23 protein-coding genes and 1 riboswitch are annotated in these 22,997 nt (G+C 44.8%); of the genes, 9 read left to right on the top strand and 14 right to left on the bottom strand.

Translation table 11 applies throughout. The features are described 5' to 3' along the window. Positions 1-196 precede the first annotated feature (196 nt). Positions 197-2,077 carry a molecular chaperone HtpG gene (gene htpG / locus J9317_RS19905; protein ID WP_211561842.1) on the bottom strand — a complete coding sequence of 627 codons (1,881 nt, stop codon included), beginning with the start codon at positions 2,075-2,077 and terminating at the stop codon, positions 197-199. A gap of 135 nt (positions 2,078-2,212) precedes the next feature. Beyond that, positions 2,213-3,238, bottom strand: coding sequence for a YeiH family protein (locus J9317_RS19910; protein ID WP_211561844.1), 1,026 nt, complete (start codon positions 3,236-3,238; stop codon positions 2,213-2,215). Between the two features lie 112 nt (positions 3,239-3,350). Here J9317_RS19910 and J9317_RS19915 point away from each other — a divergent pair, with 112 nt between their 5' ends. Then, positions 3,351-4,241, top strand: a complete 891-nt coding sequence (locus tag J9317_RS19915) for a LysR family transcriptional regulator (protein WP_211561847.1) — start codon at positions 3,351-3,353, stop codon at positions 4,239-4,241. 217 nt (positions 4,242-4,458) lie between these two features. Here J9317_RS19915 and J9317_RS19920 read toward each other — a convergent pair whose 3' ends face one another. Genes J9317_RS19920 through mmuP form a run of 3 tightly spaced genes read right to left on the bottom strand, consistent with a single transcriptional unit; the run spans position 4,459 to position 7,036 of the window. Continuing rightward, positions 4,459-4,650, bottom strand: a complete 192-nt coding sequence (locus tag J9317_RS19920) for a hypothetical protein (protein ID WP_123913024.1) — start codon at positions 4,648-4,650, stop codon at positions 4,459-4,461. Between the two features lie 39 nt (positions 4,651-4,689). Continuing rightward, positions 4,690-5,658: a homocysteine S-methyltransferase gene (gene mmuM, locus J9317_RS19925; protein ID WP_211561849.1), complete on the bottom strand. Its 969-nt coding sequence runs from the start codon at positions 5,656-5,658 to the stop codon at positions 4,690-4,692. Beyond that, the gene (mmuP, locus tag J9317_RS19930) at positions 5,633-7,036 is read right to left on the bottom strand and encodes an S-methylmethionine permease (RefSeq protein WP_211561850.1); all 1,404 of its coding nucleotides are present in this window, start codon (positions 7,034-7,036) and stop codon (positions 5,633-5,635) included. The genes mmuM and mmuP overlap by 26 nt, the downstream gene beginning before the upstream one ends. 84 nt (positions 7,037-7,120) lie before the next feature. Further along, positions 7,121-7,224, bottom strand: a riboswitch (SAM riboswitch). A 125-nt stretch (positions 7,225-7,349) separates the two neighbouring features. Here mmuP and ahlS point away from each other — a divergent pair. Both ahlS and J9317_RS19940 read left to right on the top strand, forming a co-directional pair. Then, complete coding sequence (ahlS, locus tag J9317_RS19935; RefSeq protein ID WP_211561852.1) at positions 7,350-8,198, top strand: AhlS family quorum-quenching N-acyl homoserine lactonase; 849 nt, start codon at positions 7,350-7,352, stop codon at positions 8,196-8,198. A gap of 12 nt (positions 8,199-8,210) precedes the next feature. Then, complete coding sequence (locus J9317_RS19940) at positions 8,211-9,401, top strand: iron-containing alcohol dehydrogenase (RefSeq protein ID WP_211561854.1); 1,191 nt, start codon at positions 8,211-8,213, stop codon at positions 9,399-9,401. Positions 9,402-9,768: 367 nt separating this feature from the next. Here J9317_RS19940 and J9317_RS19945 read toward each other — a convergent pair whose 3' ends face one another. The 7 genes from J9317_RS19945 to J9317_RS19975 all read right to left on the bottom strand — a co-directional run bounded on the left by J9317_RS19945 (position 9,769) and on the right by J9317_RS19975 (position 15,243). Continuing rightward, positions 9,769-10,347: a TetR/AcrR family transcriptional regulator gene (locus J9317_RS19945; protein WP_211561856.1), complete on the bottom strand. Its 579-nt coding sequence runs from the start codon at positions 10,345-10,347 to the stop codon at positions 9,769-9,771. Positions 10,348-10,350: 3 nt separating this feature from the next. Then, a complete protein-coding gene (locus tag J9317_RS19950; RefSeq protein WP_211561863.1) occupies positions 10,351-11,334 on the bottom strand; it encodes an aldo/keto reductase in 984 nt (327 codons plus the stop codon). 104 nt (positions 11,335-11,438) lie between these two features. After that, the gene (locus J9317_RS19955) at positions 11,439-11,594 is read right to left on the bottom strand and encodes a hypothetical protein (protein ID WP_211561865.1); all 156 of its coding nucleotides are present in this window, start codon (positions 11,592-11,594) and stop codon (positions 11,439-11,441) included. 261 nt (positions 11,595-11,855) lie between these two features. After that, positions 11,856-12,887: an aldo/keto reductase gene (locus tag J9317_RS19960; RefSeq protein ID WP_211561867.1), complete on the bottom strand. Its 1,032-nt coding sequence runs from the start codon at positions 12,885-12,887 to the stop codon at positions 11,856-11,858. Positions 12,888-12,898: 11 nt separating this feature from the next. Next, positions 12,899-13,768, bottom strand: coding sequence for an SDR family oxidoreductase (locus J9317_RS19965; RefSeq protein WP_211561869.1), 870 nt, complete (start codon positions 13,766-13,768; stop codon positions 12,899-12,901). Between the two features lie 328 nt (positions 13,769-14,096). Continuing rightward, positions 14,097-14,804, bottom strand: coding sequence for an SDR family oxidoreductase (locus tag J9317_RS19970; protein WP_211561871.1), 708 nt, complete (start codon positions 14,802-14,804; stop codon positions 14,097-14,099). Between the two features lie 52 nt (positions 14,805-14,856). Next, a complete protein-coding gene (locus J9317_RS19975; protein WP_211561874.1) occupies positions 14,857-15,243 on the bottom strand; it encodes a VOC family protein in 387 nt (128 codons plus the stop codon). A 197-nt stretch (positions 15,244-15,440) separates the two neighbouring features. Between J9317_RS19975 and J9317_RS19980 the strand changes: the two genes are divergently transcribed. From J9317_RS19980 to J9317_RS19990, 3 genes are all read left to right on the top strand, one after another. Next, complete coding sequence (locus J9317_RS19980; RefSeq protein WP_211561876.1) at positions 15,441-15,863, top strand: MarR family winged helix-turn-helix transcriptional regulator; 423 nt, start codon at positions 15,441-15,443, stop codon at positions 15,861-15,863. Between the two features lie 104 nt (positions 15,864-15,967). Beyond that, positions 15,968-16,504, top strand: coding sequence for an NAD(P)H-dependent oxidoreductase (locus J9317_RS19985; RefSeq protein ID WP_211561878.1), 537 nt, complete (start codon positions 15,968-15,970; stop codon positions 16,502-16,504). 38 nt (positions 16,505-16,542) lie between these two features. Beyond that, the gene (locus J9317_RS19990; RefSeq protein WP_211561880.1) at positions 16,543-17,082 is read left to right on the top strand and encodes an NAD(P)H-dependent oxidoreductase; all 540 of its coding nucleotides are present in this window, start codon (positions 16,543-16,545) and stop codon (positions 17,080-17,082) included. A gap of 131 nt (positions 17,083-17,213) precedes the next feature. Here the strand turns inward: J9317_RS19990 and J9317_RS20715 are convergent, their stop codons facing one another. Next, the gene (locus tag J9317_RS20715; RefSeq protein WP_249292261.1) at positions 17,214-18,389 is read right to left on the bottom strand and encodes a DUF3427 domain-containing protein; all 1,176 of its coding nucleotides are present in this window, start codon (positions 18,387-18,389) and stop codon (positions 17,214-17,216) included. Then, complete coding sequence (locus J9317_RS20720) at positions 18,370-20,025, bottom strand: DEAD/DEAH box helicase family protein (protein WP_249292262.1); 1,656 nt, start codon at positions 20,023-20,025, stop codon at positions 18,370-18,372. Before J9317_RS20720 ends, J9317_RS20715 begins: the two co-directional genes overlap by 20 nt. Positions 20,026-20,315: 290 nt before the next feature. Between J9317_RS20720 and J9317_RS20000 the strand changes: the two genes are divergently transcribed. The 3 genes from J9317_RS20000 (at position 20,316) to J9317_RS20010 (ending at position 22,960) form a co-directional block, all read left to right on the top strand. Next, positions 20,316-21,152 carry an alpha/beta fold hydrolase gene (locus J9317_RS20000; RefSeq protein WP_211561882.1) on the top strand — a complete coding sequence of 279 codons (837 nt, stop codon included), beginning with the start codon at positions 20,316-20,318 and terminating at the stop codon, positions 21,150-21,152. A gap of 135 nt (positions 21,153-21,287) precedes the next feature. Continuing rightward, positions 21,288-22,196 carry an ABC transporter ATP-binding protein gene (locus J9317_RS20005; protein WP_211561884.1) on the top strand — a complete coding sequence of 303 codons (909 nt, stop codon included), beginning with the start codon at positions 21,288-21,290 and terminating at the stop codon, positions 22,194-22,196. Next, the gene (locus J9317_RS20010; RefSeq protein WP_211561886.1) at positions 22,193-22,960 is read left to right on the top strand and encodes an ABC transporter permease; all 768 of its coding nucleotides are present in this window, start codon (positions 22,193-22,195) and stop codon (positions 22,958-22,960) included. The genes J9317_RS20005 and J9317_RS20010 overlap by 4 nt, the downstream gene beginning before the upstream one ends. Positions 22,961-22,997 lie beyond the last annotated feature (37 nt).

Consider the following 22,997-nt stretch of genomic DNA (forward strand, 5'->3'; position numbering starts at 1 on the left):
TCTCTCACCTTTAACAGAACGTTACAATTAAATTGACCCTTTGAACCATATACCCTTATTTTTACACCTTTCCTATAAAAATACAAAAATATTTTTTAGTCATGTCAGAACCGGAACGGACGGGAAGGAATAGAGTTGGAATTGCGGGGGAAGAGGAATAAGAAAAGGCCGCCGAAATACGGCAGCCTTTTTTATGTTACACCATAATTTTGCAAATATCGTTCGTAAACTCAACCGGATCCTGGATCGGCAAGCCTTCGATAAGAAGTGCCTGGTTGTAAAGCAAGCCTGTGTACAGAGCAAGCTTTGCTTCATCTGTTTCAAAAGAGTCTTTCAATGAACGGAATACTTCGTGATTCGGGTTGATTTCAAGGATTTTGTCCGCCTGGATATTTTGGTTATCCGGCATCGCTTTTAGGATTTTTTCCATTTCGATGGAGATTTCACCATCAGCTGTCAAGCATACAGGGTGCGATTTCAGACGCTTGGACACACGCACATCCTTTACCTTGCCTGCAAGAAGCTCTTTCATGCGGCCAAACAATTCTTTGTTTTCCGCGTCTTCTGTTTGTGCTTCTTTTTCTGATTCTGCATCTTCAATTCCAAGATCGCCGCTTGAAATGGATTTGAATTCTTTCTCTTTATAGGACATCAGCATGCGGATCGCAAATTCGTCCACTTCGTCTGTGAAGTAAAGAATTTCATAGCCTTTATCCGCCACCAATTCCGCTTGAGGAAGCTTTTCAATGCGCTCGTGGCTTTCACCGGAAGCGTAGTAGATGTACTTTTGATCCTCAGGCATTCTGGATACGTAGTCAGCAAGCGTTACAAGCTTCTTCTCTTTGGAGGAATGGAACATAAGCAGGTCTTGAAGATCTTCCTTGTTCGCTCCAAAGTCACTGTATACGCCATATTTCAGCTGTCTGCCGAATGAAGCGTAAAACTTCTCGTACTTCTCGCGGTCTTCCTTCAGCATGCTTTGAAGCTGGCTCTTAATTTTATTTTTAATGTTTTTCGCAATCAGCTTAAGCTGGCGGTCATGCTGGAGCATTTCGCGTGAAATATTAAGAGAAAGATCCTCGGAATCTACCATCCCTTTAACGAAACTGAAGTAGTCCGGCAGAAGGTCCGAGCACTTTTCCATTATCAAAACACCGTTTGAGTAAAGCTCAAGACCCTTTTCAAATTCCTTTGAATAGTAATCATAAGGCGTCTGCTCTGGAATGAAGAGAATCGCATTGTATCTTACAGCACCGTCAACGCTAATGTGAACATGCTTAAGCGGTTTATCGAATCCGTAGCGTTTTTCCGCATAGAAGTTCTCGTAATCTTCGTTTGTCAGCTCGCTTTTGTTCTTTCTCCAGATCGGCACCATGCTGTTGACAATCTGCTCTCCAAAAATCTCTTCATACTCGTCCTCGCTGCCCTCTTTCAGCTTGCTTTCCGTAGAATCCATTTTGATCGGGTAGCGGATAAAGTCGGAGTATTTTTTGATAATGGACTTCAGGCGGAACTCGTCCAAATATTCGTCGTAGCTATCGTCTTCTGTGTTTTCTTTGATGGTCAGAACAATTTCTGTACCTACGGAATCCTTTTCCGCGGTTTCAATTGTATACCCGTCGGCACCACCAGACTTCCATAGATAGGCTTCTTCGCTGCCGATTGGTTTTGTAAGAACGGTTACCGTGTCTGCTACCATGAAGGCTGAGTAGAAGCCGACACCGAACTGTCCGATGATATCGTGTCCGTCTTTTGATTCATTCTCTGTCTTGAATGCGAGAGAACCGCTTTTTGCGATAATCCCAAGGTTGTTCTCAAGCTCTTCCTTCGTCATTCCGATTCCTGTATCTGTAATAGTCAGCGTGCGGCTGGCCTTATCTGCCGCTACTTTTATGTAGTAGCCCTCTTTATTAAACGTTAACGTATCATCTGTAAGGGCTCTGTAATAGATTTTGTCAATTGCATCACTGGAATTGGAAATCAGTTCGCGCAGGAAAATCTCTTTTTGAGAATAGATGGAGTTGATCATCATTTCTAACAGTCTTTTGGACTCTGCCTGGAATTGCTTTTTTTCCATAAAAAAATCTCCCTTCCTTCACCTAATATTGTAAACACCTGCTCTATCAGTTTATTAAATTAGCACTCTATCATCAAGAGTGCTAATCAATATTTTTTCATTTCCCCTAAAAACCTTCCTTAAAACTGGAACCACTCATCCGATTAAAAGTTTTACCAGCATATAGCCCAGTACTGATAAAAGGATGGACCCAATCAGACCTGCTATAAAAGGCTTCAATCCCAGGGTGCGGAATGTCTTCACATTCACATTCAGGCCAAGGCCCGCCATCGCCATCGCGATAAGAAGATAAGAAATCTCCACCATGGTTTTGGCTGCTGCTTCAGGTACCACACCAAGCGTATTGAGCCCGCTCATCGCAAGAAATCCGAAAATGAACCAGGGAACGATGGACAAGGATACCTTTTGACGACCTGTACCCGGCTCGCCTTTTTGCATAATCAAGCCAATCACAATAGCGGCCGGCACCAATAGCGCGACTCTTGTGAGTTTAGCAAGAACCGCATTGTCGACAGCCTGGCCGCCGCCAGCAGCGGCAGCCGCGACTGCATGCGCAACCTCATGAAGCGTAGAACCGCTAAAAATCCCATATTCAGCCGGGCTGAGATTTAATAGGGAGTATATAAGGGTGTAAGTTAACGTGAAAAGGGTCCCGAGCACCGCTATCACGGCCGCACTGATAGCGGTCTCATCATCGCTTGCTTTCAGCTGCGGGGAAATGGCCGCTATTGCTGCAGCACCGCAAATCCCTGTTCCGCAAGCAGTAAGCAGGCTCAGCTTTTTCTCTGCTCCGAGCCATCGTGCCAGCCAGTAGACAACAAAGAGAGCGAAGACGACATGAATGATGGAGATGGCAAGCACACTCCATCCGGCGCTGTAAATATCGGCTATATTCAGCCTCATGCCAAGCAGAATAATGCCGGCCCTTAACAGCTTTTTGCTTGAAAAAGATACACCCGGGATTAAGGCTTCCTTCACACCGAACACCGCTCTCCAAGCCATGCCAAGCACTAAGGCAATTACCAGCTGTCCTAAAATCGAGAGCAGTGGAAAGCCGGATAGATACTTGGCTGCGGCTGCCAAAAGAAGCGTCACTCCGATTCCCTTTATCCACCCCAAATTTATGTTTTGTTTTATTGGTCTTTCGATTGCTTCTTCCATGATTGCCACTTCCTTATGTTGTTACTTCCACTTTACTGGAATCCTAATTATTAGTAAAATACATATAAATAATTACATTTATTAGTTTTTATAATAGATAGGGCGGGATACGATGTACTATGACGCACTGAAAACTTTCATCACACTTGCAGAAGTAAAGAATTTCACGAAAACAGCCGAGCTGCTTCACATTTCTCAGCCAAGTGTAAGCCTTCATATAAAAAATCTGGAAAAGGAGCTTCAAACGAAACTCTTTGTCCGGTCGCCAAAATCGTTAAAAATCACTCCAACCGGCGAAATCCTTTACAGCCGTGCCAAACAAATGATCAACATGTATGACCAAACGAAACAGGATATTCTCGAGCATCACCATGATATAAAAGGCAAGCTGACAATCGGAGCGAGCTTCACGATTGGAGAATACATTCTTCCTGCCTTTCTTGTTGATTTTCAAGCGAAATATCCGAACCTGGATCTTGAGATCATCATCGGCAATACGGAGGAGATTGTTCAATCCGTCCGCCTTTTCAAGGTGGACATCGGACTCATCGAAGGGCAGACCAATGAAAAAGAACTGACCGTCGAGCCCTTCCTCGAGGATGAACTGTTTATTGTAGCGTCCAACAAGCATACGCTGGCTCAAAAAAGAGAAGCCGTCATTGCAGACCTTCACAGCCAATCGTGGGTGACAAGAGAAATTGGCTCAGGGACTCGGGAATACTTGGAGCACGTTATCCGGTCCAACGGATTAAAGGTTCAATCGCTCCTGACAATCAGCAGCAATCAGGGAATAAAAGAGACGATCATAAGCGGAATGGAGGCATTGTCTCTGCTCTCCTATTATGTGATTGAGAGAGATATCCGGAACAAGGTGCTCTCCATTATTCCGTTAAAGGATCACACCTTCAAACGGAAGCTTTCAATGGTGTACTCGCCTGCAATGGAAAGCAAGATGAACGTGGAGGCCTTTACGGAGGCGTTGAGGCAGCGGTGGGGCAAATAGGCGATCGGCGAGTAAATCAGTGTCGAAATTTGGGGAATCGCTAATAAAATAGTGGTTTTCGATCATATATTGGAAATATCGATAATATATCAGCGTTTTCAATCATATATGGAGATTTGCGATAATAAATCAATGAACCAGCAACGAGACTGAATCAAAAACGGCAGTTCTCTCTGTAGAAAACAGTTGATAAGTAAAAAATCACAAAAAAAATGACCTACCCTTTAGGCAGATCAAGTGCTTGGTATGCTAACTGATACTTTCCGCCTTCAGCCACTTCTGAATGATAAAGTGCTTTGAGGGCGAAATTTTTCTCCAGGTCATGTTCTTCCATCATTTCTTTTAAGCGGTGCTGCAGTTCTTTGTTGTCTTTAACCAGCTGTTTCATTTGGCCTTTGAAGTATTTCACTGGACATAGCTCCTTCGAGAATTGGATCCTCCAAGTATATCATGCCCGTTCCAATCCTTTTTCAGCTGCCCGCCACTTTTCCGAAAGTCTTTTAATATGCTGCGGACCCGTTCGGCAGCATCCGCCTATTAGCCGAGCCCCGGCGCGGTACCAGTCTTCGGATTCATGATCCAGTTCATGATCGGATTCGTGGCCATGCCACGTTTTTGTAGCGGCATCGTATGCTTCTCCTGAGTTCGGATAGACAATTACCGGTTTTTCGGTACGAGCGCTTAGTCTTTTAACGGATTCCGTGACAAGAGAAGCCGGGGCACAATTGATTCCGATTGCGGCAATCTGGCTGTTTCCTTCCAATAGCTCTGCACATTTCTCAAGCGGTGTCCCGTCACTGATTTGCGCATCATTTTTCAGAGAAAAAGACAGCCAGGCATAAGCTTCCGGGAATTCTTTTACGAGCAAGGCTAAAACTCTTGCTTCCTGAAGGGAGGGAATGGTTTCAATGGCAAGCACACCCGCACCCGCTTCTATTAAGGCAGCAATTCTAGGGCGGTGAAAAGCAGCCAGCACTTCATCTGTCACACCATAGTTTCCTCTATACTCTGATCCATCAGCAAGATAGGCTCCATAAGGGCCAATCGAAGCTGCAACAAGCGGTTTAGGACGGTTCGCCTGCTCATTTCCCTCCCAAAAATCATCTCTTGCCTTCTTAGCGAGCTGCACCGTTTTTTTGATAAGATTCAGTGCCTCCGCTTCTTCCATTCCCCGCTTTAAAAATCCATCGACCGATGCCTGGTAGCTTGCCGTAATTGCGCAGTCAGCTCCGGCACGGAAATAATCTGTATGAACCTGATAAATCAATTCAGGATTTTCGAGCAGCACTCTTGCCGACCACAAGGGGTCATCTAAATGACAGCCATGCCGCTCGAGCTCTGTAGCAAGAGCGCCATCGAGAATCATAATTGGATAGGCAGCTAAAATCTCTTCAATTGGATTCAGTTTTTTCGGCATAAACTTCGCCCCTCTTCTTCATAATCTGGGTTACATAATAGCTTCCGTAGCAAAACAGGATAAAGGGAATGCCGCAATAGAGGGCAATCCTCTGAGTCGGATCAAAGGCGATTCCAATCAGTGACGCGAGACAAAGGATGAAAGATGCTATCGGCACGAATGGATAAAGCGGTGTCCGGTATCCTAGGTCCTTTACCGAGTTCCCCTGCCTGATATATTGCCTTCTAAAGAAAAACTGAGACGCGCTGATGCTCATCCAAACCGCGACTACAGCTAGACCTGAAATAGAAACAAGGACGATATAAATCGTGTCCGGTGCAATGACACTCGACAGCAGGGCCAAGCCGCCTCCCGCCATGCTGAGAAGAAGCGCATTTAACGGCACGCCGCGCTTCGTTACTTTTGCAAAAACAGGAGAGATCGTTTTCTTATCCGCGAGGGACCAAAGCATTCTGGACGCCGCATACAAACCAGAGCTGGCGGCAGATAAAATGGCGGTCAGGATAACAAAATTCATCAAATCCGCTGCAAAGGTAAGCCCGATTCTCTCGAAAACCGCCACAAACGGGCTTTTCAGCACACCGGCATCCGAGGAAGGCAGCAGGGCAGACAGGACGACAATCGTTCCAACGAAAAAGATAATCAATCGCCACACCGTTGTCCGAATAGCCTTTGGTATTGTTTTTTCCGGGTCCGCCGCTTCTCCGGCAGCGATTCCGATCAATTCTGTCCCCGAATAGGCAAAATTCACAGCCAGCATCGTCATCAGAACGGCAAACGCTCCATTTGGGAACAAGCCTTCATTTGTGAAGTTTGACAGGAAAGGCGCAGGTTCAGAATCAGCCAGAGGAAGAATCCCGATAATGGAAGCTCCGCCCAAGATGATGAAGATCACGATGGCTGCCACCTTCACAGAAGAGAACCAGAACTCTGATTCTGCAAAAAATTTAACGGTCACAGCATTTAATACAAATATCAAAACGGCAAACAGTGCACTCCAGATCCAAACATTAACGGAAGGAAACCACCTCTGCATCAGCAATCCGGCCGCCGTAAACTCCGATCCGAGCGCGACCGTCCATGTCAGCCAGTACAGCCAGGCCACCGTGTACCCCGTTCCAGGCCCAATGTATTTAGCAGCATAGCTGTGAAAAGCCCCTGTTTCAGGCATATGTACCGATAGCTCTCCCAGGCAAAGCATGACAAGGTAAACAGCCACCGCACCAACAAGGTAGGAAAGAAGCGTTCCTAATGGACCTGCCTGCTGAATCGTATAGCCTGTACTTAGAAATAATCCGGTCCCAATCACACCTCCGAGCGAAATCATAATTAAATGTCTTGATTGCATTTTCCGCTGAAATCCAGTCTCTCTCCCCATCTTGACTCTCCTTTGTTTCACACCCAGAAAAATGAAAAACGCACCCTTTTCGCAAAGAGTGCGTGACTGACAAATAAAAGGACAAGCTTATCTATCAGGCTATTCACCCGCTGGAATTAGCACAGTGTCTGTACAGACCTGCTGCTGAGGCTTCAAAGGGCCAGTCCCTCCACCTCTCTGGATAAGAAATTATTTTTTTCTAACATTATCAATCTATCAGAAGATTGTCAACATTTCTTCAATAGATAAGTTTATCATTTAAATGAAACCGGGAAATAGAAAACGGTTACATGAAAACAAGGAGGATGAATCAATGGCAAACAAGCTGAACGCTAACCCGAAGCTTTATGTAATGGACAACGGACGTATGAAGATGGACAAAAACTGGATGATTGCCATGCACAATCCAGCGACCATGGAAAACCCCAATGCCCCTGCTGAATTTGTTGAATTCCCCGTATATACCGTTCTGATTGACCACCCAGAAGGCAAAATCCTTTTCGATACCGCCTGCAACCCCAATTCTATGGGTGCAGAGGGCCGTTGGGGCAAGGCCACCCAGCAAATGTTCCCGATTGATATGGCGGAAGAATGCTATCTTCATAACCGGCTGGAAGAACTGAAGGTTAGAGCAGAAGATATCAAATTTGTCGTGGCCTCCCACCTGCATCTTGATCATGCCGGATGCCTCGAGCTTTTCACGAATGCCACAATCATTGTGCATGAGGATGAGCTGAACGGCGCTCTTCAGACCTATGCCCGCAATCAAAAGGAAGGCGCCTACATCTGGGGAGATATTGATGCTTGGATCAAAAATAATCTTCAATGGAAAACCATTAAGCGCAGTGAGGACAATTTGCAGCTCGCTGAGGGGATTAATATCCTCAATTTCGGGAGCGGACATGCTTGGGGAATGCTCGGCCTGCAAATTAATATGCCGGAAACCGGCGGAATCATTCTTGCCTCCGACGCTATTTATACAGCTGAAAGCTATGGCCCTCCCATCAAGCCTCCCGGCATCATCTATGATTCTCTCGGCTATGCAAATGCCGTTGAAAAAATACGCCGGATCGCCAATCTCACAAACTCTCAAGTGTGGTTCGGCCACGATGCCGATCAGTTCAAATCCTTCCGTAAATCAACAGAAGGCTATTATGAATAAGGAGGCAGATTAATGAGCATCGCCAAGTTAGTTTTCGCCCCGCTGAGCTATACAGGATGGGGATCACTGGAACACCTGCTGCCGGAAGTGGAAAAGCATTCACCGGAAAAAATCCTTGTTGTAACAGATCCTATGCTTGAAAAAATCGGTTTAACTGAACGCATAACCGCTCCCCTTGAGAAACAGGGCTACTCTGTCACTACTTACACAGACGTTGTTCCTGAGCCTCCGCTTGAAACGGGAGAAAGGCTTGTTGCCTTTGCACGTGAAGGCCGGTTTGAACTGATTATTGGTCTTGGAGGAGGAAGTGCCCTTGATTTAGCAAAACTTGCAGCGGTTCTGGCGGTGCACGATGGTTCTGCAGCGGATTACTTAAATTTAACCGGAACGAAAACCATCGAAAAGAAGGGGTTGCCTAAAATCCTTATCCCAACCACATCCGGAACCGGTTCAGAGGTTACCAATATCTCTGTTCTGTCCTTAGAAACAACAAAGGATGTAGTGACCCATGATTTCCTTTTAGCGGATGCTGCCATCGTTGATCCGGAGCTGACTGTATCTGTTCCCTCAAAAGTAACCGCAGCAACCGGCATCGATGCACTCACGCACGCTGTCGAGGCTTATGTTTCCGTCAATGCATCACCTGCTACTGATGCATTGGCCCTCCACGCCATAACATTAATCGGACGGTCCATTCGTAAAGCCGTTGAGGATGGAAAGGACAAGCAGGCACGAATCGACATGAGCAGTGGCAGCTTCATGGCCGGACTCGCCTTTTTTAATGCCGGTGTAGCAGGGGTCCATGCTTTGGCTTATCCGCTCGGGGGCCAATTCCATATCTCTCATGGGGAATCCAATGCCGTTCTGCTCCCTTATGTCATGGGCTATATCCGCAAAAGCTGTGTCAAGCGGATGGAGGATATTCTGACTGCCCTCGGCAAACATTCAACAGGACTTTCCGAGGAAGAAGCTTCGTATAAGTGCGTTGAAGAATTTCAGCAGCTAGTAAAAGACGTTGGCATTCCTTCCACGTTAGCCGGTTTTGATGTACCTGAATCGGCTTTGGAGGATTTAACACGGGATGGGGTGAAGCAGAAGAGAATTCTCGCCCGGAGTCCGATGCCATTGATGGTGGATGACATAAGGAGAATTTATCAATCCGCTTTCGATGGAGTGATTGTGGAGGCTAAACAGATGGTTTAAGAGGAGAATACCAATTAATGCTTAAAAAATCCTTGCGAAGGTTTCCGCAAGGATTTTTTTGCTGTGTAAATATTGTTATCCCCGTCCGGCATTCCGCTTGAACGCCCAAGCGGACCATATGAAGGCGCCGGCAAAAATCAGCGCGCACCAGCCAATCGCCCACCAAATATGATTCCCTGTGTCTCCAACTGTGAGAAGAGACCGTATTGTTTCTATGACTGGAGTAATCGGCTGATGATCTGCGAACGAACGTTACTAGAAACCCAAAATAGGGCTGGCTTCAAATCACCTTTTATGTCAGCCCAAAATTCCTTGCATCTTGATATAGATTGAAAAAGCCGATCTTCAAACGGAAGATCTGCTTTTTTTATTTTAAAATACCTGATAGGATTAGCTTCCAGACCAAATCGAACTCTTCCTCTATGGTTGGGGAAGCCCACTCTTTTGCGTGAGCAGGATGATGAAAACGCGCGGTTGCCATAAAAATGCCTTTCGCCGTTTCTTCTGCATTAGCGGTTTTAAATTCGTGATTGGCGATTCCCTCCTGAATGATCGGGATTATCTGGCCAACGAGTTCTTGAATGTGAGCGCCGATGACTTCCACCGATTCTTCAGCAAGGGTTGTATACATGGTGAAAAGCTCCGGGTCCTCTTTAACGAGGGAATGCTTAATGTGAATTAACGTCTTTACCCATTCGTGCAGCCGTTCTGACGACGTACAGTCTTTCTGGAAAACATCCTTAAGCGGCGAAATGATGCTGTGCAGCCATCTTTCAGCTACTGCTTCCCTTAGAGAGGCCTTGCTTGGATAATGTCGGTATATCGTTCCGTGGCTAATATTCAGGGCCCGGGCTACATCTACCACGCTTGTCTTCTCCGGTCCAAAACGGCGCAGCACTTGTTCCGCTGCATCTAAGATTTCTTCTTTTGTTAATTGCTCTGCCATTCTTTATTCGACTCCCAGCATACTCATTTGTTCCGCTGCATAGCGTGTTCCGGCCACTGCTTCAGCAGGAACCGCCTCTTCGATTCTGGCAAGATCCGCTTCAGTGAGCTCAAGATTCAAGGCGCCAAATGCATCTTGAAGCTGGGAACATTTACGGGCACCGATCAGCGGAATAACATCCTCGCCTTTAGAAAGAACCCATGCGATCGCAAGCTGTGCCACATTTGCTTGTTTTTCTTCCGCAATTTCACGCAGTTTTTCTACAAGAGCCAGGTTCTTGTCCAGATTTTCTCCCATAAAGCGCGGAGCAAAAGAACGGAAATCTGGAGCGCCTTGACGATCCTTGGACCACTTGCCGCTCAGCAATCCCCGGGATAAAACACCGTAAGCAGACAGGCTGATTCCAAGCTCCCTTAAAGTCGGGAGGATTTCTTTTTCAATTCCTCGGCTGAATAAAGAGTATTCAATTTGAAGCCAGCTGATGGGATGAACCTTGTGAGCGCGGCGAATCGTTTCAGCGTTCGCTTCAGAAAGTCCGATGTGCTTCACATAGCCCGCTTTTACCATATCTGCAATAGCCCCGACTGTTTCCTCAATCGGTACACTTGGATCAACGCGTGCCGGCTGATATAGATCAATGTAATTTGTACCAAGCTTTTGAAGGGTGTGTGCCAGATTATTCTTGATTACTTCCGGCCGGTTATTCATTCCGATCCAACCACCATCTGGTGACCTCAGTACCCCCGTTTTCACTGCGATGAATGCATTCTCCCGCTTTTTCCCCTCTAAGGCTTCACGGAGCAAAAGCTCATTGTGGCCGGTTCCGTAGAAGTCCCCTGTATCCATAAGCGTTATTCCTTTTTCTAATGCTTCATGAATCGTCGCAATGCTCTCGTTTCTGTCCGCTGCACCATAAAGATCAGACATGCCCATTAACCCTAAACCGATAGCAGAGACGGAAGATTTTCCAATTTTTCTGTTTTCCACTCTAAAAAACCTCCAATGTATTTGATAGGCTCATCATACCATGACGAAAATCAATAAACAAGTGACAAATTTTAATATCTGTCATTTGAGGATATGAAGTAGAATCAAATCCCTTGTTCTTCTCGCTCGGGCGTCAGTTTGGTTTTAAGGGGACAAGGCATTAAATGCCGCTGATCAAAAAAAGATTCATCATCGAGTTGTTGAAAATGACGGTCATTTTTCATTTCTAAGCCCGTTTCCAGAAGCCATGTCCCATCCATCCTTTCCTCCCTTACAAGATCCGTCCGGATTTAGCCGAGAGAGTTTCCAATATGAATTAAATGAAGAGGTAACAGATTTTCTGCTGCGTCACACATGAATACGGGGGCAAACCAAAAAACAGAAGAATGGACATAAAAAAAGCAAACCAAGACGGGATGGTCCCATTTTGGTCTGCTCTGCTGACAGGTAATGAACAGGTATGAACTTGTTTAGAGCTCGTCGAAAATATCGTTCAATTTGAGCTGTTTAGAAAGGTTTGACTATCTATGATTATCAATTTTCCCAAAAGTTGTTCCAAAAAGCGCATTTCGGACTGGATCAGATGACAAAAACTCATGAGGGAATCCAAGCTCAATCCGGCTTGCCTGATCTAAGCGCTGAAGCTGTTCGGATGACAGACTGAATTCGGCGGCTCCGAGATTATCGATTATCTGGGACTCTTTTCTGGCTCCAATAAGAGGGATGTTGACGCCTGGCTGCTGTCGTACCCAATTTATTGCAACCTGAGCAGGATTCTTTTCGAGCTCCTCTGCAATTTTGACCACTTCAGCCGCAATTTTACTATTCACTTCATTCAATCGTTTACTTTGGGGTGTTAAGCGTTTCTGGTCTTCATTTGCAAGACCGCTCAGGTATTTTCCTGTTAATGCCCCGCCTGCAATCGGTGCCCATGCGGTTATCCCAATATCCAGAGCGCGCGCCATTGGCAGCAAGTCTCGTTCTGGTTCGCGCTGAAGCAAGCTGTATTCTACCTGCAAACCAATAAATGGTGTCCATCCGCGCAGCATCGCGAGCGTATTTGCCTGGGAAACTATCCATGCTGGTGTGTCTGAAATACCGATATACAAAACCTTGCCTGCCCGGACCAAATCATCCAAAGCACGCATGACTTCTTCGACAGGGGTCGTAAAATCCCATGCATGCAGCCATAAAAGATCAATATAATCCGTGTTTAGTCTCTTTAAGCTTCCTTCGACGGTTTGAACAAGATTCTTGCGATGGTTTCCTCCGCCATTAGGATCGTTCGGACGGGTTGTGAGTGAGTATTTGGTCGCGATAACATATTGCTCCCGGTTTCCCTGGATAAATTCTCCGATGAACGTTTCACTTGCTCCGTTTGTATAATTGCAGGCCGTATCAATAAAATTTCCGCCTGCTTCTGTAAAACGATTGAAAATCTTTCGGCTTTCTTCTTTCGATGCCCCGAATCCCCAATCCTCACCGAATGTCATCGTTCCGAGAGCAAGCTCTGACACTCTTAAACCGCTGTTTCCAAGTAATTTGTATCTCATAATAGTCTCCTTTATGATAAATTTTTAACTGCTGCTTCATCTGTTTTAGGCAGCATCCCCGGTCTGATCAGGCTCATGCTGACATCCCAAAGCTGCTTTGCTGCTTCCTTATCATTTGCTTCTCCGATTGTTTTCTCAGGCTTGCAGTTGGAAAAGAACAGCCCGCTGACTCCTTTTACTTCCGGAGAAGCTGCAAGGTAAACCGGCGTTCTCGACCCTTTTTCTGTTTTAGCAGACAGAAGTCCGAAAATGGTCCGGAGAATCCAAGGCAGCTGATGCATAATATTGGTTTTAATGATTCCGGGATGAAGGCTGTTCACTGTAATAGGCCTTCCTTCCAGCTTTTTCGAAAGCTCTTTCGTAAATAGGATTAAGCCAAGCTTCGTAGGGCCTACCGCTTTATAGAATCGATAGTTTTTCTTGACCATTAAATCGTCAAAATTCATCTTGATTCCGTTATGCTTGGAAGCGACATTGATAATCCGCCCTTCACCGCTTGCTTCCAATGAATCGAGCAAAAGATGGGTCAGAAGGAAATGCGATAAGTAGTTAACCGCGAATGTCGTTTCGATTCCATCTTCCGTTTCAGATCTATCCGGCAGAAAAACCGCCGCATTGTTGATCAAAACATCCAGCTTGTCAAATTTTTGCTTGAATTCATCAGCAGCCTTGCGAACCATACGCTGAGAGGAAAGATCGGCTACTAATAAATGCACTTTTTCGTTCCCGGACTGAGCGATAATATCCTTTACCGCCTCCTCACCTCTCTCCTTGCTCCGGCAGAGGATCACGACCGTTGCTCCCATATTAGCTAATTCAAGAGCTGTTGCTTTGCCAATCCCGGAATTTCCTCCAGTAATTAAACAGATTTTTTTCTCCATAAATCCCCCGCCTTTTTAATATGTCTCTCTCTCTATTAAGCTCTATGATTATCGATATTGGCATACATTTGCTGCTGACCGGCTGCCAGGAAATCATGCGGGAAGCCTAATGGAACCTGGCTGATTTCATTCAGTCTCTGCATATGCTCCGGACTTAGTTCAAATTCAAGGCAGCCTAAGCAACAATCTTCTCATGATCTCCAATGGCAATGGAGGTATCTGCCGGTATAGATGCCTGGAATATTGGCGCAGTCAAAAGAAGTGATTCAATAATAGAATGATGCTGCATAGGAACCTCTCGTTTCTTCATGAATATGTAAAGCTTTTTTTACCATTTGATTTCTTTTCCGTCTCTGAAAAAGCCGCCATTCGGACCTTCTTCATCAAGCACTGCAAGCCACATTATGGACCTGGCCGCTTCCTCTGCAGTTCTTGGAGCGTGAGGACCGCCCATATCGGTTTTCACCCAGCCTGGACAAACGGCATTGATTTTGATGTTTCCTGAAACCTCTGCTGCCAATTGACGGGTCAGACCATTCAACGCGAGCTTCGATAATTTATAGGAACCAGGTCCTTTCTCATCCATTCCATCCATCTGTCCATACCCGGAGGAAACATTCACGATCCTTCCATAGTTATACTTCTTCATTAACGGGAGGAATGATTGAATTAAATGATAGGGACCGAGAAGATTGGTTTTTAAGGTACGCTCTAAAAGATCCTGATCCGCTTCCAGGAGCGGCGAATTTCCATCCATATATACACCGGCATTATTGATTAGCACATCCAGCCGGCCATATACTTGCCGAACATGCTCAGCAGCCAATTGAATGCTCTCTTTCCGGTCTACATCAAGCTCCACAAAATGAACGTCATGTCCAAGGTTTTGCAGGGACGCAGCCGCCTTCTCTCCTCTGGCTCTGTTTCTGCTGCCAACGAGGACCTGATAGTTTTGCTCAGCTAACTGCTTCACTAATTCAAATCCAATTCCTTTGTTTCCGCCGGTAATTAGGGCGGTTTTCTTTGTCTGGTTCATTCTGGTCTGCTCCTTCCATTGCTTGTACATACAATTATATGATCAAAAAAAACTAATCCATCATCCGATATTTATTATGGCTGTCTTTATAAGAATCCTCTGCTGCGAATGGTCTTACATTTTCAAAAATCCCATAGCTATTCCCGCTGGTATCCTTAAACATGAAGCATGGCCCGTTCGGGATTTCAATTGGACCTTTTTCTTCCTTCCAGCCTCTATCCTTTAGCTCTTTCACCTTAACTTTCAAGTCTTTTACTTCATATAGCGGAATGCATACCGGCGAAGCCAGATGATCAGCGATCAAGGTAAGAGGTCCTTCTCCCATTTCAAAAGCCGCGACTTTTGCTCCAAAACGGTTAAATGCCCATTGCAATTGACCCCCGAGCACGGACTGGTAATAGTGAAAATCCGATTCAAAATCAGAAGTCCCTATATACAAATATGTAAGCCTTCCAAAGGGGGACGTACTTATATAAGACACCGCCTTTTTTAATATTTTGTTGTTTGTACATACAATTATATTATAACAAGGAAATAATAAAAGTAAACTGAAAATTGCATTGAAAAAGAGATTTGACAAACAAATTTAATTATTGTAGTTTGTATGTACAAGCAAAACGTAAGGAGTTTTTGAATGTGATTGATGATTTTTTCAACAATTGTCTGTATTTTACAGTAAACAAACTTTCCCGGGCCATTACAAAGATGGCAGAGGAATCTTTTAAGAAAACAGGATTATCCCCGACTCATGCTTTTTTAATGATGCTGGTCATAGATAAACCTGGCATTTCCCAATCAGAGTTAGCAGAAGCTCTTCACCTGAAGCCTTCCACCATCACACGATTTGTGGACAAGCTTGTTGAAAAGGGATTGATTGAGCGAAAAGCAGAAGGAAAGAGATCGCTTAACTACCCGACCGCTGAAGGTCAAGAGATTCTAGCAGATATTAAGGATGGCTGGAAAATCTTATTCCGTGGATACTCTGATGTTTTAGGCGAAGAAGAAGGAAAAGCATTAAATCAATTAATCAACGAAGCAGGCAACAAATTAGAAAAGTAATGAGAAAATTCCTTTGCTGAATTTATTTAGCAGAGGTATTTCACCCTTATACTTGCTTGTACAAACAAAACTAAAATTATATGTATATAAAAGGAGACAAATTCATGAAAACACTTGTTATTATTGCCCATCCTAATCTTGATCAATCCCGCATTAACCGCACTTGGATGGAAGAATTGAAGAAGCACGAAGAAATTACGATTCACCGTTTATATGAAGCCTATCCAGATGGGAAAATCAATGCAGAACATGAGCAAAAACTTTTGGAAGCCCATGACCGGATTGTTCTCCAATTCCCATTCTTCTGGTACAGCACGCCTTCTTTGCTGAAACAATGGCAGGATGAAGTGCTGTCCTACGGCTGGGCATATGGTGAAGGCGGGGACAAGCTGCATGGTAAAGAGCTTGGTCTTGCTATTTCAACCTTTGGCCCTGAAGATTCATACGGTCCTGCAGGATACAACAACTTTACAATGGAGACACTGACTGCACCGCTGCAGCAAACGAGCAATCTAATCGGCACACGTTTCATGCCTCTGTTTGTTTTAAATGGTGTTATGCACGTAACCGATGAAGAATTGGCAGAAAACGCAAAGGCTTATGCCACTCACGTTCTTCAGCCAGCTATGGTAAACGCCTAATATCAAAACTTGAGCATAAGAATAGAAAGGTGAAAAAAATGAAAACATTAGTAATCACAGCTCATCCAAACATGTCTAAATCAAAGGTTAACAAAGCGTGGACGAATCGTCTTCAGCAAGAAGAAAATGTAACCGTTCATGATTTATATTCTCTTTATCCTACTTTTGAAATTGATGCAGAAAAAGAGCAGCAGCAATTGCTGGAGTACGATCGGATTGTATTTCAATTTCCATTTTACTGGTACAGCTCTCCCGCTTTGTTAAAACAGTGGCAGGATTCTGTTTTAACCTATGGCTTTGCTTACGGATCCGAAGGCACAAGGCTTCACGGGAAAGAGTTTATGCTGGCAATTTCTTCGGGAGGTCCGGCTGAAGCATACCAGGCCGGAGGGTATAACCACTACTCCATAAGTGAACTGACAAAGCCATTTCAGGCAACAGCCAATTTATGCGGGATGCATTTTCTTCCGAGCTTCCTTCTTCAAGGAATGATGACGCTCACGGAAGAAAAGCTGCAGGAAAGTGCGGACGCACTTGCGGCATATGTGACAAATTCTGAATTACGGAGAAAACGATAATAAAAAGCCTTGCGGAAATCTTTTATGGTGCCCGCAAGGCTTTTTCATTTTTACGCAATTCCCCTTGGATTTTCGTTAAATACACGCACTGCATTCATTTGCATCCTGCAGCTTTTTGTAATTCTTAAAACCTATACTTTCGTCGTAAACTCCGTATACAAGCTTGCCGGAATCTCATTTTCGAGCTTAATCTTTACCGTGATCGGCTTGGCTCCTTCATATTCGACGGTGCTGCCTTGTCCGATGTAAATGTAGGGCTCGGTTTTTCCGTCAATTTCTTTATATTTCCGAATGAACAGGTGCAGATGGATGCCTCTGATGCTGTTAAAAATAATATTCCGTCCACGCTCTGATTCGGGAGCCGTGCTGTTCGGGGTCTGCCACTGGAAATACCGTTCATCGAGGAACTTATCCTGATAATTAAGACGCTCATCGATATCTTCTTCCTTATGCAAATCAATATACAGGAAATAATCGTCCCCATTTGTAAGCAGACCTGAACCGCGGAACGCGCTGTGACTTTTACGGTAGTTGGAAAGCAGCGCGGCATCGACCATGGAATACTGCTCATACAGCTTCAGATGCGGCATGCCATAATATTCATTTCCAAACTCCTTTTCATAGCGGAATATTCCATACAGAACAACATCCTCTATGTATTTCCGGTATTCTTCCTGCTTTAGAAGATTGCTGAATAATGTTGTTTTCGTCAAGCATTGATCTTGCAGATGAAACAGTTTTTTGTGTGACTTTTTCTGGCCAGTGTCGTAATAATTCTGATTCAGTACTTCGAAGGCGTGCAGAATGCTGTCTTCATCTGCCTCCCGGACAAGCCTGAGCAATTCGTGCTTCGCTGTCTCCAAGGTGATCTCATTGTGATCTAAAAGATATCTCACCACCACAAACTCATGCAGCCTTTTCAGCGGAAGCTTTCCTGACAATTCCTTTAAAGCTCTTTCAAACGCATCATCGAGAAGCAGCTTTTTTAACGCCTCATTCTTCTCCGTTTTCGCCACGAAATTCAGATACGTCTTCTCCCGGTGAATGAATTTAATCGGATCCGGCGCCCCGTCGTATCTTAAATAATCCAAAAGAAAGGAAGGGGTCCGACCTGCATTAAGCTTCTTAAACTCAAAATATTCTTCTCTTAAATATTTTAAAGAGTTAAAGTTTTCCTGATCAATTTGCGCGAGGATCCGCTCCTGCGAAATCCGGTCCATTTGAATATGTGTACATCCGGGGATGCTCGCAAACCCTGTCGCAACCGCAATCTTTAAGCTCTCTTTATCATAGTACCCGGCTTCCATTCAGCGCTAAAGCAATGAGAAAGGCTTTATTATGGTTTCCAATGAAATCAAGCACCGTTAAAAAGCTTTTTTCTTCGTGCTTTCGAAGTCCGCGTCCAAGCTGCTGGATAAAGATGATCGGGGAATTCGTCGGCCGCAGCATAAGCACCGTGTTGACCGACGGAATGTCCACCCCTTCGTTAAAAATATCAACTGTAAACAGGAACTCAAGGCCATCTTCGTCATCCTCAAGACGTTTCATAAAATGCTGCCTTTTATCCGGACTGTCATCCCCTAAGAGAACCTCACTTATATAGCCCCGTTTGTTAAATTCAGCGGCCATATAATGAGCATGCTCCCGTCCGGCGCAGAAGCCGAGACCCTTTCTTTTCTCCCCGTCATGGCCGTAGAATTTCATCTTTTCAATGATAAAATCGACCCGCTCATTCACCTTTAACCGCTTCGTCATTTCGTCTATATCTGTTAGGGAAACATCACTTAGGTCGACGCCGTCAATATCAGTAATGCCAAAGTAATGAAAAGGAACGACCAGCTCATCATCCAAAGCTTCATGAAGGCGTACTTCGAGCGCCACGTTGTTGTCAAAATGGTCAAACACATTGCGGCTATCGCTCCGCTCAGGAGTTGCCGTCATCCCCAGGGTAAATTCAGGCTCAAAATAGGCCATGACACTTTGGTATGTAGGGCTTGTAACGTGATGCGCCTCGTCAACTACTAGATAATCAAATTCATCCTTCCGCAAATCACGATAGCATTTGGATAAAGTCTGAATTGTTGCGAACACATAATCCGCATTCCCTTGCTTCACATTCCCCGTCAGCAAGCCGAATGTCAGCTGCTCATTCGGCAAAAGTTTTTCAAATGTCTCCTTCGCTTTTCTTAGAATTTCCTCCCGGTGGACAATAAAAAGAAGCCTTCGCGGACGGCAGCTTTTTACGTCAAAAGCGGACATATACGTTTTACCTGTACCTGTAGCAGCAATCACGAGCGCTTTGTTTTCTCCATAGCTTCTGAGACGCTCAAGGTTCTCTATCGCGCGGCTCTGCATCCGGTTCGGTACGATGTATTTCATATCTTCGTAAATCTGCTGCTGCTTTTTCACTGTCGATTTAATGCTTTTTAAAAAGTTCTCATACCGTCTAATAAAATCTTCATCAGCCGTCACACTGCTCTTCCAAAGCTGATCATACTCTCTTAAAACCTCTTTAATAAAAAAAGCATCTTCTTTCGCGATAATCTCAACGTTCCACTCGATATTGCTCTTCAAGGCACTTTGCGTAATATTCGACGAACCGATGATTACCTTATAATGATCCGTGTACTCAAAGATATATGCCTTTGTATGAAAACCAATCGTTTTATCGGTCACAAACACTTTCAGCTCAATATTATGAAACTCACGGATTTTTTCAAGAGCTTTTGCATCTGTAAAATTAAGATAGGTAGAGGTAATGATCTTTCCGTTTACCCCATTTTCCTCCGCTTCTTTCAAAGAATCCAGCAGCAGCTGCAGTCCGCTGAAATTCACAAATGCGACACTAAAATAAAAGTTCACGCAATCTTTCATGGATTGTTCCAGCTCCTGCAGCAAGTTGGCTTTCTCTGAATTCACAATTAATTTCTTTTCAGTTAGCATGAATGGATCTCCTTATTTTCCCTATTAAACAGCAGCATATCACAAAAATCCTTAGTTTAAGGGAGTAAATTCAAAAAATCCCCTTATATTTGCAGGGATAACTCAAGCCTTCCAACTAATCTCTTATCCAATTTAAAGAGAGAACACTCAAAAGATTGAACAAAAACAAATATGGGTATTTGACATTTAAAGGATGACGCGATCGGCGGTTTCAAGTTTGAAATGGGAATGTAAATTTTTTGTTCATCCTAATACGTGTGCAATTCATACTTTTGCTTGGAGGGATAATAATGGCTATGCTAACTGTTGGTAATGAAAACGATGCACCAATTGATATTTATTATGAAGATCAAGGAACGGGGAAACCTGTCGTACTGATTCACGGATGGCCGCTTAGCGGGCGTTCTTGGGAAAAGCAGGTGCCTGCTTTAATTGATGCAGGCTATCGAGTCATTACATATGACCGCAGGGGATTTGGAAAATCATCGCAGCCTTATAGCGGCTATGAATATGATACATTCGCAGCCGATTTGAACAAATTGCTTGAGCACTTAGACCTTCGTGAAGCGGCACTTGTCGGTTTTTCAATGGGCGGCGGAGAAGTAGCTCGCTATATCAGCACATACGGAACAGAACGGGTGAGCAAAGCGGTTTTCGCTGCAGCCGTCCCTCCTTATCTGTACAAGGCACCGGATAATCCTCATGGCGGGCTGGATGATGGGGCAATTGAAGAGTTCCAAAACGGAGTAAAGGGAGACCGGATCGCGTTTCTTGATACGTTTACTAACAATTTCTTTGCAGCCGGCGACAAGACAGACCTTGTCAGCGAGCCGTTCCGTCTCTATAACAGGGATATTGCAGCAATGGCGTCTCCTAAAGGCACCCTTGACTGTATCGCAGCGTTCGCTAAAACCGATTTCCGGGGCGACTTGGAGAAAATAACCGTCCCAACACTCATCATACATGGGGATTCAGACGGGACTGTACCGTTCGAAGTGAGCGGCAAGCGTACCCATGAAACGATTCCAGGAAGTGAGCTTGTTGTCATTGAAGGTGCCCCTCATGGCTTCAACGCTACGCATGCTGAGGAATTTAACCGTGGATTGATCAGCTTCCTTAATTCTTAAAGACGGAATAGCTATAATGAGCCAAAAAACCAGTTTGATTTCCAAACTGGTTTTTTTCATTGCTGTTTTCCATATCCACGCTCCTCTGTCTTAAGCTATAGTCAAAAGAGATAATCACGAACAAGGAGGAGCAGGATGAACGAAACACCTGTATTGCAAATCGAAAATGTCAGTAAGAGGATTAAGCATCACCAAATCCTTTCAAACGTCAGCCTGACCGTGAAAAAAGGTGAAATTCTCGGTTTGCTGGGCCCAAACGGCTCCGGTAAAACGACCATGATCCGATCCGTTCTCGGTCTTGTTTCCTTAAACGCCGGGGAAATATCCATCGGCGGCTATTCCATAAAAAAGGACTTTGAGAAAGCCGTCAGCCTCGCTGGTGCGATTGTAGAGAATCCGGAGTTTTACAATTATATGAGCGGTTATTACAACCTCGTTCATTTTGCAAATATGAGCGACCCAATAGGGAGAGGCAGAATTGCGGAAGTCGTAGATTTGGTGGGTTTGGGAGAGCGAATTCATGATCCGGTCCGCACCTATTCGTTAGGCATGCGGCAGCGGCTTGGTATTGCGCAGGCGGTCCTCCATAAACCGCAGCTGCTGCTGCTGGATGAACCAACAAACGGTCTTGATCCGTCCGGTATAAGGGAACTCCGCGAATACCTGAAAAATCTGCGGGATAAAGAGAATGTAGCCATTGTGATTTCCACTCACTTGCTAAAAGAAGTAGAAGACATGTGCGACAGGGTGGCGATTATCAAAAAAGGCGAGATTCTGTCCGTTCAAAATGTTCAATACGATGCAGGCGATTTGCCAATTCGTGTCCTATTCGAAGTAAATCAACCTCTTGAGGCAGAGGAAGCAGCAAAGGCCTATCACCCGGCAATTGTGCCCGGCGGTCTGGAATTCCTCGTGAAGCGAGAGGAAATTCCGCTCATCAACAAGACACTCACAGAAAACAGAATTGACGTCTTCGCCATCCATCCAAAACGTAAAAACTTAGAGGAATCCTTCCTCGAACTGACAGAGGAGGCAACGGAATGATCCGGCTGGTAAAAAACGAACATATGAAAATCTTTTTGAAAAAAGGAAGCTGGGCACTGGCGATCGGACTCGCTGTGATCTGCTTCACCATGGCTCTATTTATGAAGAAAATGCTGGCTGGTGCGGGAGTAGAGGAGAATTATCTCGGCTTCCTATCGTTCAGCACCGGTTTTTTAGGTATGCTTCCTTTTTTCACCGTCGCTATTGCCGGCGCCATTGTAGCCAGCGAATTTGAACGGGGAACGATTAAATTTTTATTGATTAGAAAAGCGACACGTTCGAAGGTTCTTCTTTCAAAGTACATAACAACGGTTCTTTTCAGTGTTTATATCGTTCTATTGTATTTTTTTCTATCTGTCTTTCTCGGAATGCTCTTATTCGGGTTTCAAAACGCTGCAGAAAGCGGTCCGCTCTTAACAACTGCTTTATTTGATTACGCTGACTGCCTGATTGAAACGATCATTATGGCGACTTTCGCCTTTATGCTCTCTGCCGTTTTCAGAAGCACGGTCCTTTCAGTAGGACTGACCTTCGTTGTCATCCTTTCAGCCAAAGGCGCTGTCCAGCTTCTTGCCCATTACGATGTGGCGTGGGGCAGGTTTTTACTATTTTCCAATACGGGTTTCGGCCAATATGCAAGAGGAAATTTGCCGCCATTTGAAGGCATGAGCCCCTTATTTTCCATATTGATATTGCTGTTTCACCTTATATCTTTTCTTAGCCTCGCTTGGGCTGCCTTTGTGAAAAGGGACGTGGCAAATTAATATTTATGTTAGCCTTTTCAAAAAAAATCTCCAGGTT

It is taken from the genome of Metabacillus flavus (assembly GCF_018283675.1).
GTDB lineage: Bacteria > Bacillota > Bacilli > Bacillales > Bacillaceae > Metabacillus_B > Metabacillus_B flavus.

Bases quoted from the DNA above. Each gene is read 5' to 3' on its own strand.
- htpG (WP_211561842.1), bottom strand. From the start codon at position 2,077: ATGGAAAAAAAGCAATTCCAGGCAGAGTCCAAAAGACTGTTAGAAATG.
- J9317_RS19910 (WP_211561844.1), bottom strand. From the start codon at position 3,238: ATGGAAGAAGCAATCGAAAGACCAATAAAACAAAACATAAATTTGGGG.
- J9317_RS19915 (WP_211561847.1), top strand. From the start codon at position 3,351: ATGTACTATGACGCACTGAAAACTTTCATCACACTTGCAGAAGTAAAG.
- mmuM (WP_211561849.1), bottom strand. From the start codon at position 5,658: ATGCCGAAAAAACTGAATCCAATTGAAGAGATTTTAGCTGCCTATCCA.
- mmuP (WP_211561850.1), bottom strand. From the start codon at position 7,036: ATGGGGAGAGAGACTGGATTTCAGCGGAAAATGCAATCAAGACATTTA.
- ahlS (WP_211561852.1), top strand. From the start codon at position 7,350: ATGGCAAACAAGCTGAACGCTAACCCGAAGCTTTATGTAATGGACAAC.
- J9317_RS19940 (WP_211561854.1), top strand. From the start codon at position 8,211: ATGAGCATCGCCAAGTTAGTTTTCGCCCCGCTGAGCTATACAGGATGG.
- J9317_RS19945 (WP_211561856.1), bottom strand. From the start codon at position 10,347: ATGGCAGAGCAATTAACAAAAGAAGAAATCTTAGATGCAGCGGAACAA.
- J9317_RS19955 (WP_211561865.1), bottom strand. From the start codon at position 11,594: ATGGATGGGACATGGCTTCTGGAAACGGGCTTAGAAATGAAAAATGAC.
- J9317_RS19960 (WP_211561867.1), bottom strand. From the start codon at position 12,887: ATGAGATACAAATTACTTGGAAACAGCGGTTTAAGAGTGTCAGAGCTT.
- J9317_RS19965 (WP_211561869.1), bottom strand. From the start codon at position 13,768: ATGGAGAAAAAAATCTGTTTAATTACTGGAGGAAATTCCGGGATTGGC.
- J9317_RS19970 (WP_211561871.1), bottom strand. From the start codon at position 14,804: ATGAACCAGACAAAGAAAACCGCCCTAATTACCGGCGGAAACAAAGGA.
- J9317_RS19985 (WP_211561878.1), top strand. From the start codon at position 15,968: ATGAAAACACTTGTTATTATTGCCCATCCTAATCTTGATCAATCCCGC.
- J9317_RS19990 (WP_211561880.1), top strand. From the start codon at position 16,543: ATGAAAACATTAGTAATCACAGCTCATCCAAACATGTCTAAATCAAAG.
- J9317_RS20715 (WP_249292261.1), bottom strand. From the start codon at position 18,389: ATGGAAGCCGGGTACTATGATAAAGAGAGCTTAAAGATTGCGGTTGCG.
- J9317_RS20720 (WP_249292262.1), bottom strand. From the start codon at position 20,025: ATGCTAACTGAAAAGAAATTAATTGTGAATTCAGAGAAAGCCAACTTG.
- J9317_RS20000 (WP_211561882.1), top strand. From the start codon at position 20,316: ATGGCTATGCTAACTGTTGGTAATGAAAACGATGCACCAATTGATATT.
- J9317_RS20005 (WP_211561884.1), top strand. From the start codon at position 21,288: ATGAACGAAACACCTGTATTGCAAATCGAAAATGTCAGTAAGAGGATT.
- J9317_RS20010 (WP_211561886.1), top strand. From the start codon at position 22,193: ATGATCCGGCTGGTAAAAAACGAACATATGAAAATCTTTTTGAAAAAA.